The sequence below is a fragment of the Burkholderia sp. 22PA0099 genome (assembly GCF_047497165.1).
In the GTDB taxonomy this organism is placed as follows: Bacteria; Pseudomonadota; Gammaproteobacteria; order Burkholderiales; family Burkholderiaceae; genus Burkholderia.
Genome location: NZ_CP163164.1, coordinates 1,096,674 through 1,114,746, shown reverse-complemented (window position 1 = coordinate 1,114,746; position 18,073 = coordinate 1,096,674). Strand labels below are relative to the sequence as shown.

The following is an 18,073-nucleotide window of genomic DNA, read 5'->3' as shown; positions in this document are numbered from 1 at the left end:
GCGGGATCGACGACATGGGCCGCGGCGTCAGGCCAGCTTCAGCGCGTGCGCGCTGTGGTTGGCGACGAAGGCGTCCACGCGCTCCTGCGCGATCGCGTAGTGGCCGCAGTGCAGCGGCGCGGCGTCGAAACCGTCGTCGCAGAGTCCACGGTAGTGTGCGAGCGCGTCGGCCAGTTTCACGTCGCCGCGCGTGGACGGATACTGTCGCGCCGCCGAGAGCAGGCTCGACAGCACGCAGCCGGTGATGCGCCGCTCGGTGCCCGGCGTGGTGTCCACCGGCAGTTGCCGCGCGAATTCGGTCGGGATGTAGGCGAGGTGCTCGAACGGCGCCGGCGCGGCCAGCGCGCCGCCTTCCGAGAACAGGATGTCGCCGTGCGCCTCGAGCCGCGCGATCGCCTGCTCTGGGTTGAAGCAGTGGGGGTCCGAATCGTCGACGATCAGCGTGCCGGGCCGCAGCCGGCTCACCTCGACGACGTCGGGCGCGTTGGTGGCGCCGACGATCAGCGTGGCCTCGTAGGCTTGCGGCGCCACGCCCCGGCTTTCGTGGTGGAACGACAGCTCGCCGCGAAAGCCCAGCTCGTCGCGCACTTCCTGCATCAGCCGCTCGACGTATTCGCGCTTCTGGTAGATGTCGCAGAGGATCAGCCGGCGCGGGTGGGGCAGCACGCTCAGCAGCAGGCGCAGCGTCGACGAGCCGATCGAGCCCAGGCCGATGAAGGCCAGCGTCTCGTCCTCGAGGCGGCGGCCGGCGGTGGCCAGCAGCCGCCGCACCGACAGCACCACGGCCGAGGTGGTGGTGGCGTGGCCGGTGGTGACGGGGGGCAGCGTGTCGTCCTCGGGCACCGCGCGGCCATAGTCGGTGGCCGACGGGATCAGCCCGGTCAGCGATACCATGCGCGCGCCGAGTACCTTCGCGAGCGACTGGCACTGGCGAACCAGACGGACGATGTCGGACTGATCGAGATAGATCTGCGAGTAGAAGCGCGGCAGGATCACCGAGGCGATGCGCCCGGCCGCGAGCGTGCGCACGTTCGCGAAGATCGGCAGGTCGTGGCAGAGCGCGTGCGTGAAGTGGTGCGTGTCGAGCTGCGGATTCTGCCGCAGCAGGCGGTCCGACAGGCAGCCGACGGCCACCGCGTCCACCGGTTCGAGTTCGCCCGCCGCGTAGAGCGACAGCAGCGGGCGGCGGTCGACCGACAGGTGGGGCGTGACGGCCTCGCGCAGCGCGGCCGGGGCGGCGGCCGTCTCGCGTTTCATGGCGGTCAGGCGTTGCAGCAGCAGGGCTTTCTTCTCGGCGGACAAATCGGCGAATCGGTCAGTGTTCATGTTCGGGAGCGGGTACGGGTTGACGGGGGGCGCGCTGGGCGGGTGCGGCTCGGGGCGCGCTCAGGCGACCGGCGCAGCGGCGGCCGGCGATGCCTGCGCCTGCGCGTCGGCGAATTCGCGGCGCAGCGCGGCAAGCTTGCGCAAGCCGGCCATCACGGTGTCGGCGGACAGGCCGAAGTCGACCAGACAGGCCACCTCGTCCACGCCGGCCTCGGTGAGCTGGTTCAGCATCTCGATGCACTTGGCGCGATCGCCGAGCAGCGAGCTGAAATTGAAGTAGCGCTCGAACGCGAAATCGAGGATCGACTCCTTCGCGCCCTCCAGCCGCGCGACTTCCTCTGCCGGCATCAGGCTGCGGAACTGGCGCACGTAATCTTCCAGATAGTCGGTCAGCGGCGCGCGCACCTGCCGCTTGACCGCGGCCAGATCGTCGTCGATGAAGGTGTGCAGCGTCACGGTGATCTTGCCGCCGGCCGGGTCGAACCCGGCCGCGAGCCGCTCCTCGCGGTACAGCTTGATCTTCTCGCGCAGGTCGGCCAGCGATGGCCCCATCAGGCACAGCACGTTGGCGCCGAGCCGCGCGGCGCGGCTCCAGGTCTCGCGCGAGGCGCCCGTGAGCCAGAACGAGAAGGCCGGCTGGACCGGGCGCGGGAACGTGCGGATCTCGGTGGACTTGCCGCCCACGCCGGCCAGCGTGAGGGGTTCGCCGGCCCACAGCCGGCGGATGGTGTCGATCGCGGGCTCCAGCGTCTCGCGCCGCGTCTCGAACGCGTCGGGACGGAATGCGAAATCGTCGCGGTGCCAGCCACTCGCGAACGACAACGCCACGCGCCCGCCCGACAGGTTGTCGACGATCGCCCATTCCTCGGCCACGCGTACCGGATCGTGCAGCGGCACCACCACGCTGCCGGCGCGCAACTGGATGCGGCGCGTGACCATGGCGAGCGCGGCGGCCAGCACGGCCGGGTTGGGATAGAGCCCGCCGAAGGTCTGGAAATGGCGCTCGGGCGTCCAGATCGCGCTGAAGCCCTCGGCGTCGGCAAGCCGCGCCGCGTCCATCAGCAGGTCGTATTTTCCGGCCGTCCCGCCGGAGCCGTCGGACGAAAAAAACAGCAGGCCGAAGCCGAGCGGACGGCCGGCCGGCCGGATCGTTCGCTTCTGTTCGAGCCGCGCCTGCAGCGCGGCTTTCTGCGCATCGCTCAACTGATTGATGCGTTCGTGCAGGTTGGTCATGGCAGGGTTCCTCGCTCGGGCCACGGGTCGCGCGGCCTTCGGTTCGCGGTCATGGGGCCGTTCAAGTCTGCTTCAGCAGTTCGCGCACGTCGTCGTCCGACAGTTGCGACATCTCGTTGAGCAGCGCGTCCAGATCGGCGTCGTCGGTCTTGCCGAGCAGCTTGCCGGTGATCACGTCGGACAGCTCCGCGACGGTGGGCCGCCTCAGCATGTCGGACGGGTTGATCGCCACGCCGAACGACTGATTGATGCGGCCGACGACCTGCAGCGCCAGCAGCGAGTTTCCGCCGAGGTCGAAGAAGCTGTCGTCGGGCCCGATCGGGCGATCGCCGAGCGCGTCGCGCCAGATCGCGGTCAGTTGTTCGTGCAGCGCGGCGGTGCCGTCTTCTTCTGGAGAGGCCATGGGCAGTCCTTCATCGGTGGGTTGAACGGAAGCGGGAACGGGCTCGGCCGCGTCGGCCGGGGCCGGCGTAGCGGCTGCGGCCGGGGTGAGCGGGCCGGACGGCGCGAGCGGTGCCGCCGTGGCAGGCGCGGCGGCCGGCACGACACGCTCGATCCAGGCGCGCCGGCGCGTGAACGGCATGGTCGGCAGCGGCGCGAGCGGGGCGCTGGCGGCGGCGTCGAGCACGCGCCAGTCGAGCCGGACGTCGAGGCACCAGAGTTGCCCGAACGCCTGCAGAAGGGCGCGTGCCTCGTCGTCGGGCGCGCCGCCGAGACTCGGCAGCACCGTATGGCGTGCTTCGACGAAGCCGCGCGCGGCGCTCGTCAGGGTGCGGCTGGGGCCGAGTTCGAGCACCACGGCGGCCGCGCCGGCCAGATCCGCGAGCGCGGCCTGCAAAGCCTGCTGGTAGCGCACCGGCGCGCGCAACTGGCCGACCCAGTAGGCCGGGTCGATCGCCTCGGCGTCGGTCAGCCGGCGGCCGGTGACGGTCGAATGGATCGGCAGCGCCGGCGCGCGCAGCGCGATGCCGTCGAAGGCTGCGCGGAAGCGTTCGAGCACCGGTTCCATCAGCGGCGAATGGAACGCGTGCGAGGTGTCGAGCCGCTTGTGGACGACGCGTTGCGCGGTCAGTTGCGCCTCGAGCGCGGCAATGCCGGCGAGGCTGCCCGACACCGCGCAGGCGGCCGGGCCGTTGACGGCGGAGATCACGCAGGTCTTCGCCTCGGCAGGGCTGGCGGCCAGCAGCGTGGCGAGCGCGGTCTCGCCGAGCGGCACGGCCAGCATCGCGCCGGCCGGCGCCTGCTGCATCGCTGCCCCGCGCGCCACCACGAGCCGCAGCGCGTCGCGCAGGCTCGTCACGTTGGCGAGCGTGGCGGCCACCAGCTCGCCGAGGCTGTGGCCCACCAGCGCGGCCGGCACGATGCCTGCGTCGAGCCAGAAGCGGCCGAGTGCCCATTCGAGCGCGAACAGCGCGGGCTGGGCGCCGGCGGTGGCGTCCAGGCGCAGGCCCGAGCGCGGGTCGTGGCCGTCGGCGACGAGCGCGGCCAGCTCGATGCCGTGGTCCTCGCGCAGCCAGCGCGCGGCCTCGTCGAGCCGGGCCGCGAGGTGCGGCTGCCGGCTCGCCGCCAGCATGCCCATGCCGCGTTTCTGCGCGCCCTGGCCGGTGAATTGCAGTACCACCGGCGGCGCGCCGGACGCGGGCCGGCGGGCGCCTTCGGCCGGCACCGCCGGCGCGGCGCGGGCGGCCAGCCGCTCGAACTCGCGCACCGCCTCGGCGGCGTCGGCGGCCACCACGAAGCCGCGATGGCGCCGCGCGCGGCGCTGGTGCTGCAGCGTGCGCGCCGCGGCGTCGAGCGAGGGCGGCGCCGTGGCGCGCCAGACCTCGGCCAGGCGCCGCGCATAGTCGGCGAGGCCCGCCTCCGAGGTCGCGCTGAACGGCAGCAGGCGCGCGCGCGGCGTGCCGGCGTCGGCCTGCGGTGCCGCGGCGGCGTCCGGTGCCTGTTCGAGGATCAGGTGCGCGTTGGTGCCGCCGATGCCGAACGAACTGACGCTGGCGCGGCGCGGCAGCCGGTCCGCGGGCCACGGGCACGCGTCGCGGATCACGTAGAACGGGCTGTCGGCGAGCCGCAGCTCCGGGTTGGGTGCCTCGAAGTTCAGGCTTGGCGGCAGCACGCCGTGGCGCACCGCCTGCACGGCCTTGATGAGCCCGGCGATGCCGGCGGCCGCGCCGACATGGCCGATATTGCTCTTCAGCGAGGAGATGCCGCAGAAGCCGATGCGATCGGTGTCGAGCCGGAACGCCCGGGTCAGCGCGGCGATCTCGATTGGGTCGCCGAGCGGCGTGGCGGTGCCGTGCGTCTCGACGTAGCCGATCGTTTCGGCGCCGACGCCGGCGGTGGCCATCGCCTCGGCGATCACGCGTGCCTGGCCGTCCACGCTCGGCGCCGTGTAGCCGATCTTGATCGCGCCGTCGTTGTTCACCGAGGTGCCGCGGATCACGGCCAGCACCGGCACGCCGCGTTCGACGGCATCCTCGAGTCGCATCAGCGCGACCACGCCCACCCCGGCGCCGTCGAGCGTGCCCTTCGCGGCCTGGTCGAACGGCCGGCAGTGGCCGTCCGGCGAGAGGATGCCGCCCGGCGTGTGCAGATAGCCCTCTGGATCGAACGCGGGTATCGCCGCCGAGCCGGCCAGCACCATGTCGCATTCATGGTTCAGCAGCGCACCGCAGCCGAGATGCACGGCCACCAGCCCGGTCGAGCAGGCCGTGTTGAGACTGATGCTCGGGCCGGTCAGGTCGAGCCGGTATGACAGCAGCGTGGCGGCCGAGTCCTTGCGGTTGATCATCTGCAGCGACTCGATGCCGACCGAGCGGACCACGTCGGGGTTCGGCAGCAGGTGCTCCTCGAGGTAGCGGCTCAGCCGCACGCCGGCGTAGACGCCCACCGTGAGGTCTCCGCCGGGCACGTGGCCGGCCTGTTCGAGCGCCTCGTGCGCACACTCCATCAGCAGGCGCAGCTGCGGGTCGGTGATCTCGGCCTCGCGCGTCGTCATCCCGAAGCACTCGGCGTCGAAGCCCTTCACGTCGTCGATCAGCGGCCGTGCCTTCACATAGTGCGGCGCGTCGCTCGACTCGCGCGGCACGCCGGCCGCCGCGAGTTCCTCGTCGGAGAAGCGCCGGATCGATTCGCGCCCCGCCACCACGTTGTGCCAGAGCGCGTCCGCGTCGGCCGCGCCGGGAAAGCGCCCGGCGATGCCGACCACCGCGATGCCCTCGAGTTCATGATTCATGTTCGTTTCTCCCCTGTCGGCGCGCGGTGGCGCCGGTGTTGCGGTGTTTGCGCTGTTCGATTCGGCGGCGCGCGGCGGCCGACAGCAACGGTTCGCGTGCGCCGTGATCGGCGCCGCCTGGCTGGCCGCCGGGCGGGGCGATGCCGCCGCCCGCGTCGAGGAAGGCGGCCAGCAGCTCGACGGTCGGATGGCGGAACAGGTCGACGATCGGCAGCTCGCGGCCGAAGCGTGCGAGCAGTGCCGCTTGTACCGAGATCAACTGCATCGAGTTGCCGCCCAGCTCGAAGAAGCTGGTCCGGGTATCGATTTCGTGATGGCCGAGCGCATGTGCCCAGATCTGCGCGATGCCCGCCTCGGTGGTGCTGGCCGGCAGATGCCGGACCTCGCGGGAGCCGGTCCGTACCACGGGCTCGGGCAGCCGGCGGCGGTCGATCTTGCCGGTGATGGTGGTCGGCATCGCGTCGATCACCTGCAGCGAGACCGGCACCATGTAGGACGGCAGCTCGCGTTCGAGATGGCGGCGCAGCGCGCGCTCCGGGTCGTCCGGCGCCGTGCCCAGCACCACGTAGGCGGCTAGTTGCGGCAGGCCGTCGGCGTCCTCGAACACCTTGACGGCCGCGTGCTCGACGCCGCTCATGCGCCCCAGCGCGGCCTCGATCTCGCCGGGCTCGACGCGGTTGCCGCGGATCTTCACCTGCGCGTCGGTGCGGCCCATCAGGTCGATGCTGCCGTCGTCGAGCCGGCGGCCGATGTCGCCGGTGCGGTAGAGGATCGGGCCGTGAGCATCGGCGCTCGCCGCGAACGGGTTCGGGATGAATGCCTCGGCGGTGCGCCCGGTGTCGTTCGCATAGCCGCGCGTGATGCCGATGCCGTCGATATGAACCTCGCCGAACGTGCCGATCGGCACCTCGCGCCGATGCGCGTCGAGCACCCGCACCTGCGTGTTCGGATTCGGCAGCCCGACCGGCAGGCGCGGCTGCCGCAGGTCGCCGCGGGTCACGAGGTGGTTGGCCGAGGTCATGGTGGCCTCGGTCGGCCCGTACTGGTTGACGATGCGCAGGTCATCGCCGAACACGGCCCAGGCGCGCGTGCAGTCCTCGGCACTCAGCCGCTCGCCGCACGGCATCAGCGTATCGAGCCGCAGTTCGCCGGGCGCGCCGCGCGTCTCGGCGACCGTCAGGATCGAGCGCAGCAGGGTGGGCGTGATGCTGAACACCTTGCTGATGCGCTCGCGCGCGAGCCGCGTCAGCAACGCGGCCGGATCGCGCGCGACCTCGGGCGGCAGCAGCACGGCGGCGGCGCCGGCGGCCCAGGCGCCGAACAGGTCGCGCACCGACGGATCGAAGTTGAAGTTCGTGATCTGCAGCACGCGATCCTCGGGCCGCACCTCGCGCGACTCGACCAGGAACACGAGGTCGTGGGCGACACCGCGGTGCGGCACCATCACGCTCTTGGGCGTGCCGGTCGAGCCCGAGGTGGTGATGACGTAGGCCAGATCGCCGGGAGCCGGATCGCGGCGCGCGCCCATCGCGCCCGGCGCGGGCCGCGAGGCCGCGCACGGGTCGATCACGGTGCCCGCGAAGCCGAGCGCCGCGGCGCGTTGGCCGGCCTCGGCCAGCAGTACCGTGATGCCGACCGAGTGCAGGATCTGGCGAATCCGCTCGTCAGGCCATTCGGGATCGAGGGGCACGTAGGCGCAGCCGGCCACGAGCGTGCCGAGCAGCGCCACCGCGCGGGTCATCGAGCGTCCCATCAGCACGCCGACCGGGGCCTCGCGCGGTACGTTCTCGGCCAGCAGCGCGCCAGCCAGCCGTTCGGCCGCCTCGAGCAGGCCGGCGTAGGGTAGCGAGGCGTCGCCGTCGATCACGGCAGCCCGGTCTGGCCAGCGCGCCGCGCTGGCCCGCACCAGCTCGACGATGGTGGCTTCGCGCGGCGCGCGCGAGACGCGCGCCGGCAGTGCGGAGAGTTCGTCGGCGAGCGCTGGCGAGAGCAGCGCGAGCTCGTGCAGCGGGCTGTGCGGGGCGGCGGTGACCTGTTCCAGCACGAAGCGGTACATCTCGATCAGGCGCCGGATGGTGGACGGCGCGAACAGCGCCGTGTCGTATTCGACATAGCCGGACAGCCGGCCGTCGCGCTCGAGCAGGTGCATGTTCAGGTCGTACTTGGCCGAGCCGGGCAGCGCATCGATCCGCTCGACGGCGAGCTCGGGCATGTCGAGCCCGTCGAGCGCGCCGGTGTCCATCACGAACAGGATCTGGAACAGCGGTGCGTAGGCCAGGTGGCGAGCCGGCTTCAGTTGCTCGACGAGTCGCTCGAACGGCATGTCCTGGTGCGCGTAGGCATCGAGCAGCGTGCGTCGCGTGGCATTGAGCAACGCATTGAACGGCTGCGTGTCGTCGACCTGCTGGCGAATCACCAGCGTGTTGACGAACAGCCCCACCAGATCCTCGAGTTCGGGGCGAAGCCGGTTCGCCACCGGCGTGCCCACCACCACCTCGGCGCGTTGCGTGAGCCGTGCGACGAGCGCCTGGAACGCGGCCAGCGCGAGCATGAAGGGCGACGCGCCGTGCTCGCGCGCGACCTCGGCGAGCTTGGCCGAAAGCGCGTCGGGCAGCACGAACGGCTCGGTTCGCCCCGCGTGCAGCGCGACCTCGGGGCGCCGGTAGTCGGTGGGCAGCGTCGAGAGTTCGGGCAGCCCGGCGAGCTGGCTGGTCCAGTAGGCATCGAGCCGCGCGAGCCGCTCGCCGGACAGCCAGTCGCGGTGCCATTGCGCGTAGTCGAAGTAGCTGACGGGCAGCGGCGGCAGCGCGGCGTCCGTGCCCGCGCGTGCCGCCGCGTAGAGCGGGCCCAGCTCGTCTCGCACGATGCCGGCCGACCAGCCGTCGCAGACGATGTGATGCATCGACAGCACCAGCACGTGCTGGTCCGCGCCCGTGGCGAGCAGATGGGCGCGCAGCGTGGTGTCGCGCGCCAGGTCGAACGGCCGGTTCGCCAGTTCGCGAACCGTGGCGGCGAGCGCGTCCGGCGCCACCGGCACCGCGGCCAGCGCGGCGAACCCGGGTGCGCACGGCGTCTGGACGGTGCGTTCGCCGTCCGCCGAGAACGCGACCGACAGCACCGGGTGGCGCGTTACCAGCGCGTCGAGCGCGCGCCCGAGCGCGGCCACGTCGAGCGGCCCCACGAGCTTCAGCGCGATCGACATGTTGTAGGTCGAGGCGCTGCCCTCGACGCGCGCGAGGAACGCCATGCGCTGCTGCGCGGGCGAGAGCGGATACGGGGCCGCCGCGTCGCGGCGCGCGATCGGCGCGCCGTCGAATCGGCCGGCGGCTTCCGCGGTCACCTCGCCGGCCACCTCGCGGCCGGCGTCCGGCACCGCGACGCCGCGCGCCGCGAGCCGTTCGGCCAGCTCGCGCACGGTCGGTGCCTCGAATACGTCGCCGATGTCGAGCGCGAGGCCGTGATGGTTCACGAGCCGGGTCACGGCCCGGGTGGCGAGCAGCGAGTGGCCGCCGAGTGCGAAGAAGCTGTCGTGACGCCCCACGCGCGCGAGGCCGAGCAGCTCGCGCCAGACCTCGGCGATGCGGGCCTCCAGCGCGCCCTGCGGCGCCTCGTGGGGCGGCGCGTCGGCCGTGGGCAGGGTGCCGGCGTCGAGCGCGGCCAGCGCGCGCCGGTCGAGCTTGCCGCTCGGGGTGAGCGGCAGCGCCGCGAGCGGCACGATCGCCTGCGGCACCGCGAAGGCCGGCAGCCGGCCGCGCACGGCGCCGAGCAGGCGCGCGGCGTCCAGGCCGGTAGCGGCGCCCGGCTCGGCGACGACGAACGCGAGCAGCCGCTCGTCGCCGGCCTCGCCGCGCCTCACGCTGGCGGCGGCGCGCGCCACGCCAGGCTGTGCCTCGAGCACGGCCTCGATCTCGCCCAGCTCGATGCGAAAGCCGCGCAGCTTGGTCTGCAGGTCGCGGCGGCCGAGGAACACGAAATCGCCGTCGGGGCGCCGCCGCACCCGGTCGCCGGTGCGATAGAAGCGCTCGCCGGGCGCGGCGAACGCGGGCACGAAGAAGCGCTCGGCGTTCAGCTCGGGGCGGCCCACGTAGCCGTCGCCGACGCCGATGCCGCCCACCAGCAGCTCGCCCGCCATGCCGTCGGGCACCGGCCGGTCGTGTTCGTCGACGGCCACCAGCTTGAAGCCGGGCAGGGCCGCGCCGATCGGCACCACGGCCGGCCAGTGGTCGAGCGACGTGGGCAGGCGCTTGTAGGCGCAGACGTCCGAGCATTCCGTCGGCCCGTAGGTGTTGACAATCTCGGTGCGCTGCGGCGCCTCGCGCAGCCAGTCGTCGAGCGGCCCGAGCGAGATCGGCTCGCCGCCGAGGAACGCGTGGCGCAGGGTCTCGATGCCACGCCAGCCGTTGGCCGCGTCCGCCTCGACGATCGCGTAGAACATGCTCGGCGTGCAGTTGACCACGCTCACGCGCTGCCGCGCGATGTCGGCCACCACGCTCGGCGCATCGAAATCGGCGCGGCTCTTGATGATGAGCGTGCCGCCGTGCAGCAGCGGCGCGAACAGGTTCTTCTGGGTCAGGTCGAAGCTGAGCGCGCTCAGCAGCAGCACGCGGGTGTACGCGTGGAAGCCGAAGGTGTCGGCGTACCAGTGCAGCAGGTTGACGAAGTTGCGTTGTGTGACGACGGCGCCCTTGGGGCGGCCGGTCGAGCCCGAGGTGAAGATTACGTAGAGCGGCAGCGCCATCGGGTCGGCACCGGGCGCGAGCGCGAGTTCGGGCGCGTGCGCCGGCTGCGCGGCCGCCTGCGCGTGCAGCTGCTCGAGCGCGAGCACGGTGGTGCCGCCGAGCACCGGCGCGGGCGGCTCGACGATCGCGAGCGTGGGTCGCGCGTCGTCGATCATCGCCTGCAGGCGGTCGGCCGGGTAGGCCGGGTCCATCGGAATGTAGGCGGCGCCTGCCATGCCGATCGCGAGCACCACGGCGACCAGGCGTGCCGAGGGCGGCAGGCAGACGCCCACGCGGTCGCCCGGTGCCACGCCGGCGGCTATCAGCGCATGCGCGTAGCGGTTCGCGAGCGCGTCGAGTTCGCCGTAGCGCAGGCTGCCGCCGGGCGCGACGATCGCCAGCGCCTGCGGCGTGCGCGCGGCGGCGGCGGCGACCAGCGCGTGGACCGGCACGGGCGGCCGCTCGACCGTGTTGTCGCGCCATCCGCGCGAGAGGCGCGCGAAGTCGGCGGCCTCGCTCGGATCGAGCTGGCCGAGCGGCCGTTCGGGCGATGCCGAGGCATCGGCCACGAGTCGCTCCAGCAGCAGCAGGTAGCGGCGCGCGAGGTCGGCGATCCAGCCGCCGTCGAAGCGGTCGGCACGGTATTCGAAGGCCAGTTCGGCGTCGTCGCCGTCATCCTCCACCAGCAGCGTCAGGTCGAACTTGGTCTGCGACGGCGCGAGCGGCAGCGCGGCGACCGTCAGCGCGTCGAGCGCGAACGAGGCGGCCGAGGCCGGCTGCATCGCGAACATCGCCTGGAACAACGGCGCGCCGGCCGGCCGGTCGATCGCGCGCAGCACCTGTTCGAACGGCAGCTCGGCGTGGATCAGCGCATCGCGCACGGTGCTCGACGCCGCCTCCAGGAACTGGCCGATCGGCCGGTCGAGCGCGCAGTCGAAGCGCAGCGCCACGGTGTTGGCGACGAAGCCGACGAGGGCCTGCCATTCGGCGTGGGTGCGGTTCGCGATCGGCGTGCCGATCACCACGTCCTCCTCGCCGGCGTAGCGGCTGAGCAGCGCGGCGAAGCCCGCCACCAGCAGCGTGAAGCGCGTGAGCCGGTGTTGCCGCGCATGTGCGTCGAGCGTCTCGCGCAGCGCGGCCGGCAGCGCCAGGCGCAGCGTGGCGGCCGGCTGTTCGGCCGAGCCGGGCCGGTCGGCCGGCAGCGCGAGCGCGGGCGCGGGCCGCGCGAAGCGCTCGCGCCAGTAGTCGCGCGCCGCGCGCTGCTCGCGCGAGCCGAGGCGCCGCTGCTGCCAGCGCACGAAATCGGCGAAGCGGCGGGCCGGCGCCGAGCCCCGGCCCGTGCCGTCGCCATGGCTGCCGTGGTTGCCGGTTCGGGCGGACAGGCCGGACGTAACGGACGTAACGGACGTAACGGCCTTCGCGCGGGCCGCCGCGTAACCGGCGGCGATCTCCTGCATCAGCAGGCCCACCGAGACGCCGTCGCAGCAGACGTGATGCAGCACGATTACCAGCAGATGGCGCGCGTGGCCGGTGCGCAGCAGGCGCACCCGGCACGGCCATTCGGCGGCCAGATCGAAGCGGCGGTCGGCCTCGCCGCGCGCGAAGGCGAGCGCGTCCAGCTCGCTCATGCGCGTCACCGGCAGCGAGAACGCGTCCGCCGCGTCGACGCGCGCCAGCCATTGCCCATCCACCTCGACGAAGCGCGTGCGCAGCGCCTCGTGGTGCCGCAGCACGGCCGCGAAGGCGTGCGCGAGCGCGTCCGTGTCGAGCGCGCCGTCGATCGCGAACAGGGCCGGCAGGTGGTAGGCCGCGTGGTGGGCGAGCCGGCTGGCCAGCACCATCTGCTGCTGGCCGTCCGACAGCGGGCCGTCGCCGGCCGTGTCGCCGCCATCACCGCCATCGGCTGCCGCCTCGGGCGGGGCGACGTCGCGCGCGCGGGCCGCCTGCGCGTCGAGCGAGTCGAGCAGGTCGAGGATCTCGGCCTTGCGGTCGCGGATCTGCTCGATCAGGCCCGCCGTCAGCATGCCGGGTGCGGCGTCGGCCGCCAGCTGGCCGGCCTTCGCGTAGAGGCGGATGCCGCGCTGCTGCAGATCGGCCACGAAGCTCACGGTACTCACAACAGCACCTCCTCCCGGGCGCCGCCGGGCTCATCGGCGGCGCCGGAGCGCGCCGCCAGTAACGTGATGTAGGCGGCCAGGTCGGCCACCGTGGTGCGCTCCAGCACCTCGCGCAGGGGAATCTCGACGCCGAAGTGCTCGCTGCAGCGCGTGAGGATCCGGATCGCCTGCAGCGAATGGCCGCCGAGTTCGAACAGGTCGGCATGAATGCCGAAGCCCTGTAAGCCGAGCACCGCCTCCCAGATCGCCAGCACCGCGCGCTGCGCGTCGCTGGCCGGCGCGGCGGCGGCGTCATGCGCGACCGGGTCGAAGCGCGGCAGCGCGGCGCGGTCCACCTTGCCGCTCGCGTTGCGCGGCAGCGCCTCGAGCAGCACATAGCCGGCGGGACGCATGTAGCTCGGCAACGAGGCGGCCGCGAACTCGCGCACCGCGTCGATGCCGCCGGCCTCGCCCGGCACGTCGCCGCTGGCCAGGTAGGCGACCAGCAGCGCGTCCTGGCCGTCGCCGCCGTCACCGGCCGGCGCGGTGTGACGCGTCTGCACCACCACGGCATCGCGCACCGCCGGGTGCCGCAGCAGCACGGCCTCGATCTCGCCGAGTTCGACGCGGTGGCCGCGGACCTTCACCTGGTGGTCGCGCCGGCCCGACAGCACGATGCGGCCGTCGGCCAGCTGGCGGCCGATGTCGCCGGTGCGGTAGAGCCGTGGTTCGAGGTCGGCCAGCGCCGGCACCGGGACGAACGCGTGTTCGGTCAGGTCGGGCCGGTGGCGGTAGCCGCGCGCCTGGCCGTCGCCGGCCAGGTACAGCTCGCCCGCCACGCCCACCGGCACCGGCTCGCCCTGCGCGTCGAGCAGGTAGACGCGCTTGCCCGGCAGCGGCGTGCCGATGGTGTCGAAGCCGCCCGGCTCGCGCAGCACCGCAGTCGAATAGACGGTGTCCTCGGTCGGCCCGTAGAGGTCGTAGACCTTGCCGATCGTGCCGCGCGCGTACAGCGCGTCCACCAGCGACTGGCGCAGCGGTTCGCCGGCAAGGTTGACGGTCACCACGCTGGCCGGCAGCCTGCCCGTCTCCAGCAGTGCCGCCGCCGCCGACGGCACGGTGTTGATCAGCGACACCGGGGTGGCGGGCGGCGTGGCCGGGTTCTCGCCGATCACCACGCAGCCGCCGTGCGCGAGCGGGCCGAACAGCTCGAACACCGAGATGTCGAACGCGATCGAGGTGCCCGCGAACACGGCGGCCAGCTCGTCGGCCGAGTAGCTGGCGGCGATCCACGCGAGCAGCGACAGCACGTTGCGATGCTCGATCTCCACGCCCTTCGGGCGCCCGGTCGAGCCGGACGTGAACAGCACGTAGGCAAGGCTGTCGCGGCCGGCGCCAGCGTCGGGCGCGACCGGCGAGGCGGCCGCCGGCGCATCCGCCGCGAGCGCCTCGGGCGTGACCCAGGTGCAGCCGTCGTCGCAGAGCGCGCTCTGCAGCGCGGCGGGCGCGACGATCAGCGTGGCCTGCGCGTCGTCCAGCATCTGGCGCACGCGTTCGGCCGGCACGCCGAGGTCGATCGGCAGATAGGCGGCACCGGCCTTCCAGATCGCCAGCAGTATCACCGGCAGGCGTACGTCGCGCGGCAGGCCCACGCCCACCACGTCGCCGTGGCGCACGCCGCGCGCGTGCAGCGCGGCGGCCAGCGCGTCGGAGTCGTGCCGCAGCCGCGCATAGTCCAGGTGCTCGGTGTCGGTGCGCACGGCGATGCGCTCGGGCACGCGACGCGCCATTGCGTCGATCATCGCGTGGACCGTGGTGTGCTCCGCCGCCACGTTCGTGCCGGCCGGCGCGGCCGGCAGCGGCCGGTGGTTCCACGTCACGAATTGCCGCTCGCGTTCCGTCGCCTCCAGCAGCGCGGCCCGCGCGACCGGCTGGTCCGGCCGGGCGATCAGCGCGCCGAGCAGCGTGAGGAAATGCGCGGCCATGCGCTCGACCGCGGCGCGCGAGGCGAGCGTGGCGTCGTACTCGAAACGCAGCACGAGCCGCTCGCCGGCCTGGATCGCGACCAGCGTGAGGTCGGTTTGCGCGGCCGGGGTGGGCACCGGGAAGCTTTCGAGCGCGAGCGTGCCGACCGTGAGCGGCTGGCCCGCCGCGCCCGCCAGCAGGTCGGCGGCCTGCGGCAGGCGGTTCAGGTTGTGATAAGCGAACAGGATGCGCGAGAACGGATGGCGCACGTCGGCGTCACGCCGCGCGAAGCGCCGCGCCAGGTCGATGAACGGCGTGGCGCGGTGGGCGAGCGCGCCGGCCACGGTCTGCTTCATCGCGGCGAGCAGCGCGGTGAACGGCAGCTCGCCGTCCACCGCCTCGCGGATCACCAGCAGGTTCACGCCGTAGCCGACCCAGTCGTCGAACTCGCCGCCGGGCCGCACGGCCGCCGGCGTGACCACCGCCAGGTCGCGCTGCGCCGTGTAGCGGTGCAGGAACGCGAAGAACGCCGCCAGCAGCGCCATGTTGCGCGTCACGCGCTGGCCGGCGCAGAGCGTGTCGAGCGCGCCCGTCAGCGCGGCGTCGAGGTCGATGTCCACGCTCATGCCCGCGCCGGCCACGTGACCCGCCGGGGTTTCGCCGGGCAGTGCCAGCGGCAGCGTCAGCGGTTCGATCGGGGTGGCGAGGCGCGCGGCCCAGTATTGCCGGTCGGCCTGGGCCCGCGGTTCGTGCAGCAGCGCGGCGAGCCGGGCGCGATAGTCGGGCACGGCGGCCGCCGCGGTGGCGCGCGCCGGCAGCGGACGGCCCTCGGCGAGGCACGCGTGGAATTCGGCGAAGTCGGCTAGCACCGTCTGCAGCGAGCCGAGATCGGCAACCAGGTGATGGGCGATCAGCACCAGCACATGATCGTCGGGCGCGCGGCTCAGCAGTTCGGCGCGGAACACGGGGCCGCCGAACAGGTCGAGCGGCACGCCGGTGGAGGCGACAATGCGCGCGCGCAGCGCATCGTCGGACTGCCCGGCGCAGTTGATCACGTCGAGCAGCCCGGCCGACGCCGTTGCCGGCTGCTGCCGCACCTCGCCGTTGCCGTCCTCGACGAAGCGGCTTGCGAGGTTCGGATGCGCGACCGTCAGCGCCGCGAGCGCCTCGCGCACCTGCGTGGCCGAGAGCGGCATCCGGATTCGCAGCGGCAGCACCAGGTTGAAGCAGGGCGAGGACGGGTCCCACAGCTGCGCCGTCCAGATCGCTTCCTGGTAGGGCGTCAGGGCGGTGGGGTCGACGGCGGGCGGCGGGGGCGCGGCCGCCTCGCCGCCGGTTGCGCCATCGGTCGCGCCCCCGCCGTCGAGCGCACGTGCGGCCAGCTCGCGCGCGAGTTCCGCCACGGGCCGGTCGTCCATCAGTTCGTCGAGTGCCACTGCCACGCCGAACTCGCGCGCCAGGCGGGTCTGCAGATCGACGAGCGCGAGGGAATCGAGGCCGAGCGCGAGCGCGGAGGCGGCCCGTACCTCGGGGCGCGCCGCGCCCGCCGCGCCGAGCATCGCGGCGATCACGCGCTCGCTCAATGCCTCGACGCTGTCGACCGGCACGAGCGGCGCGGCCGGCATCGCCGCCGCGGGGGCCTCGGCGCCCGCCCCCGGCCGCGCGCGCGCGAGCACCGGCAGCTCGCCGTTCAGGTAGTGCTGGCGCACCAGCGTGCGCTGGTTCTTGCCGCTTGACGTCTTGGGCACCACGCCGGCCTGCACCAGCACCAACTCGTGAAGCGGGATGCCGTGCGCGGCCGCCACCGCGGCGGCGGCACGCCGCCCGGCCTCCTCGGCGTCGAGCGATTTGCGCACGGCGCGCTGGATCTCCTGCACCACCACCAGGCGCTCGCCGTCCTCGCCGTCGATCGCGAATGCCGCGCCGCAGCCGGCGCGGAAGTCGGCGCTGCTCTGCTCGACGGTCTGCTCGATGTCGGTCGGATAGTGGTTGCGCCCGCGGATGATGATCAGCTCCTTGAGCCGGCCCGTCACGTAGAGTTCGCCGCCGTCGAGCAGGCCGAGATCGCCGGTGCGCAGGAACGGTGGCGAGTCCTCCCCGGCGATGCGGGCGTCGAACTGGGCGCGCGTGTCGTCCTCGCGGTTCCAGTAGCCGTCGGCGACGCTGCCGCCGCGCACCCAGATCTCGCCGATCTCCCCGGGGCCGCTCACGCGCAGGCCGTGCGGATCGACGATGCGCACCTGCTGGTCGCCGCCCACGCGCCCCGAACTCACCAGCTCGGCGGCAGGCTGCCCGTCGACCGCGTCGATGCAGCGCCCGGCCTGCAGCGCGAGCGCGTCGACGCGGCGCGTGAGCGCGCCGGCACCGGGCACGGCGCCCGACACGAACAGCGTGGTCTCGGCCATCCCGTAGCACGGGAACATCGCGCCCGCATCGAAGCCGTAGTCGGCGAACGCCGTCGCGAACTTGTCGAGCGTCGAGGCGCGGATCGGTTCGGCGCCGTTGAACGCGACGCGCCACGAGGACAGATCGAGCCCGGCCTTGTCGGCCTCGGCGATGCGCGTCGCGCAGAGTTCGTAGGCGAAGTTCGGGCCGCCGCTGGTGGTGGCCCCGTAGGTCGAGATCGCGCGCAGCCACTTGAGCGGCTGCTGCAGGAACTCGAGCGGCGACATCAGCACCGACGGGATGCCGAGATAGACGGGCTGCAGCACGTTGCCGATCAGGCCCATGTCGTGATACAGCGGGCACCAGCCGACGAACACCGTGTCCGGACCGTGGCGGAAGCCCTCGCGGATCGCGCGCTCGTTGGCGAGCAGGTTGCGGTGCGTGACGCGCACGCCCTTGGGGCGGCCGGTGGAGCCCGAGGTGTATTGCAGGAACGCCAGATGGCTGGCGGGCAGCAAGGCCCCTTCGGCGTCGGATACCTCGCCCGGCGCGGCCAGCAGCGCGTCGGTGCCGATCACGCTCGCGCGCGACGGCAGGTCGGCCTGCGCGATCTCTTCGCTGATCGCCTCGACCAGATCGTCGCTGGTCAGGATCGCGCCAGCGCCGCAATCGGCGATGATCGCCGTGAGCCGGTTGCGTCGCGTGGCGCGACCCGACGGCGGATAAGCCGGCACAGCCGCGCAGCCCGCGTAGAGGCAGCCGAAGAACGCGGCGATGAAGTCGAGCCCGGGCCGATAGAGCAGCAGCACGGGCCCGCCGCTCGGGCATTCGCGCGCGAGGCGGGCGGCGATCGCGGTGGCGCGCCGGTCGAGTTCGGCGAAGCTTAGTTGCGGTGCCTCGACGACACCGTCGGTCAGGAACCGGAACGCGGTGTCGTACGGCTTGACGGCTGCCCAGTGACGCAGGCATTGGCCAAAGTTGTGAAGATGATCGAACCGACTCATTGTGGCTTCAAAGGCATTCATCGTCGCGCTCCGGTGCGGCATCGAGGTAATTCGCTTGAGAAGGAAAGGGCGTTCTCGGGCCGCTTGCGCGGACCCGATGTCACGGCGTGTCGG

The 18,073-nt window shown here is 73.1% G+C and carries 5 protein-coding genes; all 5 read right to left on the bottom strand.

All coding sequences use genetic code 11. The features are described 5' to 3' along the window. Positions 1–27 precede the first annotated feature (27 nt). Positions 28–1,326 carry an amino acid adenylation protein gene (locus AB4851_RS04810; protein WP_414440704.1) on the bottom strand — a complete coding sequence of 433 codons (1,299 nt, stop codon included), beginning with the start codon at positions 1,324–1,326 and terminating at the stop codon, positions 28–30. Between the two features lie 60 nt (positions 1,327–1,386). Next, complete coding sequence (locus AB4851_RS04805; protein WP_414448658.1) at positions 1,387–2,559, bottom strand: MupA/Atu3671 family FMN-dependent luciferase-like monooxygenase; 1,173 nt, start codon at positions 2,557–2,559, stop codon at positions 1,387–1,389. A 61-nt stretch (positions 2,560–2,620) separates the two neighbouring features. Then, positions 2,621–5,791: a beta-ketoacyl synthase N-terminal-like domain-containing protein gene (locus tag AB4851_RS04800; RefSeq protein WP_414448657.1), complete on the bottom strand. Its 3,171-nt coding sequence runs from the start codon at positions 5,789–5,791 to the stop codon at positions 2,621–2,623. Further along, positions 5,781–12,626, bottom strand: coding sequence for an amino acid adenylation domain-containing protein (locus AB4851_RS04795; RefSeq protein WP_414448656.1), 6,846 nt, complete (start codon positions 12,624–12,626; stop codon positions 5,781–5,783). The genes AB4851_RS04800 and AB4851_RS04795 overlap by 11 nt, the downstream gene beginning before the upstream one ends. Beyond that, entirely contained in the window at positions 12,623–17,959 is a 5,337-nt protein-coding gene (locus tag AB4851_RS04790) for an amino acid adenylation domain-containing protein (protein WP_414448655.1), read from the bottom strand. The genes AB4851_RS04795 and AB4851_RS04790 overlap by 4 nt, the downstream gene beginning before the upstream one ends. Positions 17,960–18,073: the final 114 nt, after the last annotated feature.

Excerpts from the sequence above, each read along its gene's own strand:
- AB4851_RS04810 (WP_414440704.1), bottom strand. The coding sequence starts at position 1,326 with ATGAACACTGACCGATTCGCCGATTTGTCCGCCGAGAAGAAAGCCCTG.
- AB4851_RS04805 (WP_414448658.1), bottom strand. The coding sequence starts at position 2,559 with ATGACCAACCTGCACGAACGCATCAATCAGTTGAGCGATGCGCAGAAA.
- AB4851_RS04790 (WP_414448655.1), bottom strand. The coding sequence starts at position 17,959 with ATGAGTCGGTTCGATCATCTTCACAACTTTGGCCAATGCCTGCGTCAC.
- AB4851_RS04800 (WP_414448657.1), bottom strand. The coding sequence starts at position 5,791 with ATGAATCATGAACTCGAGGGCATCGCGGTGGTCGGCATCGCCGGGCGC.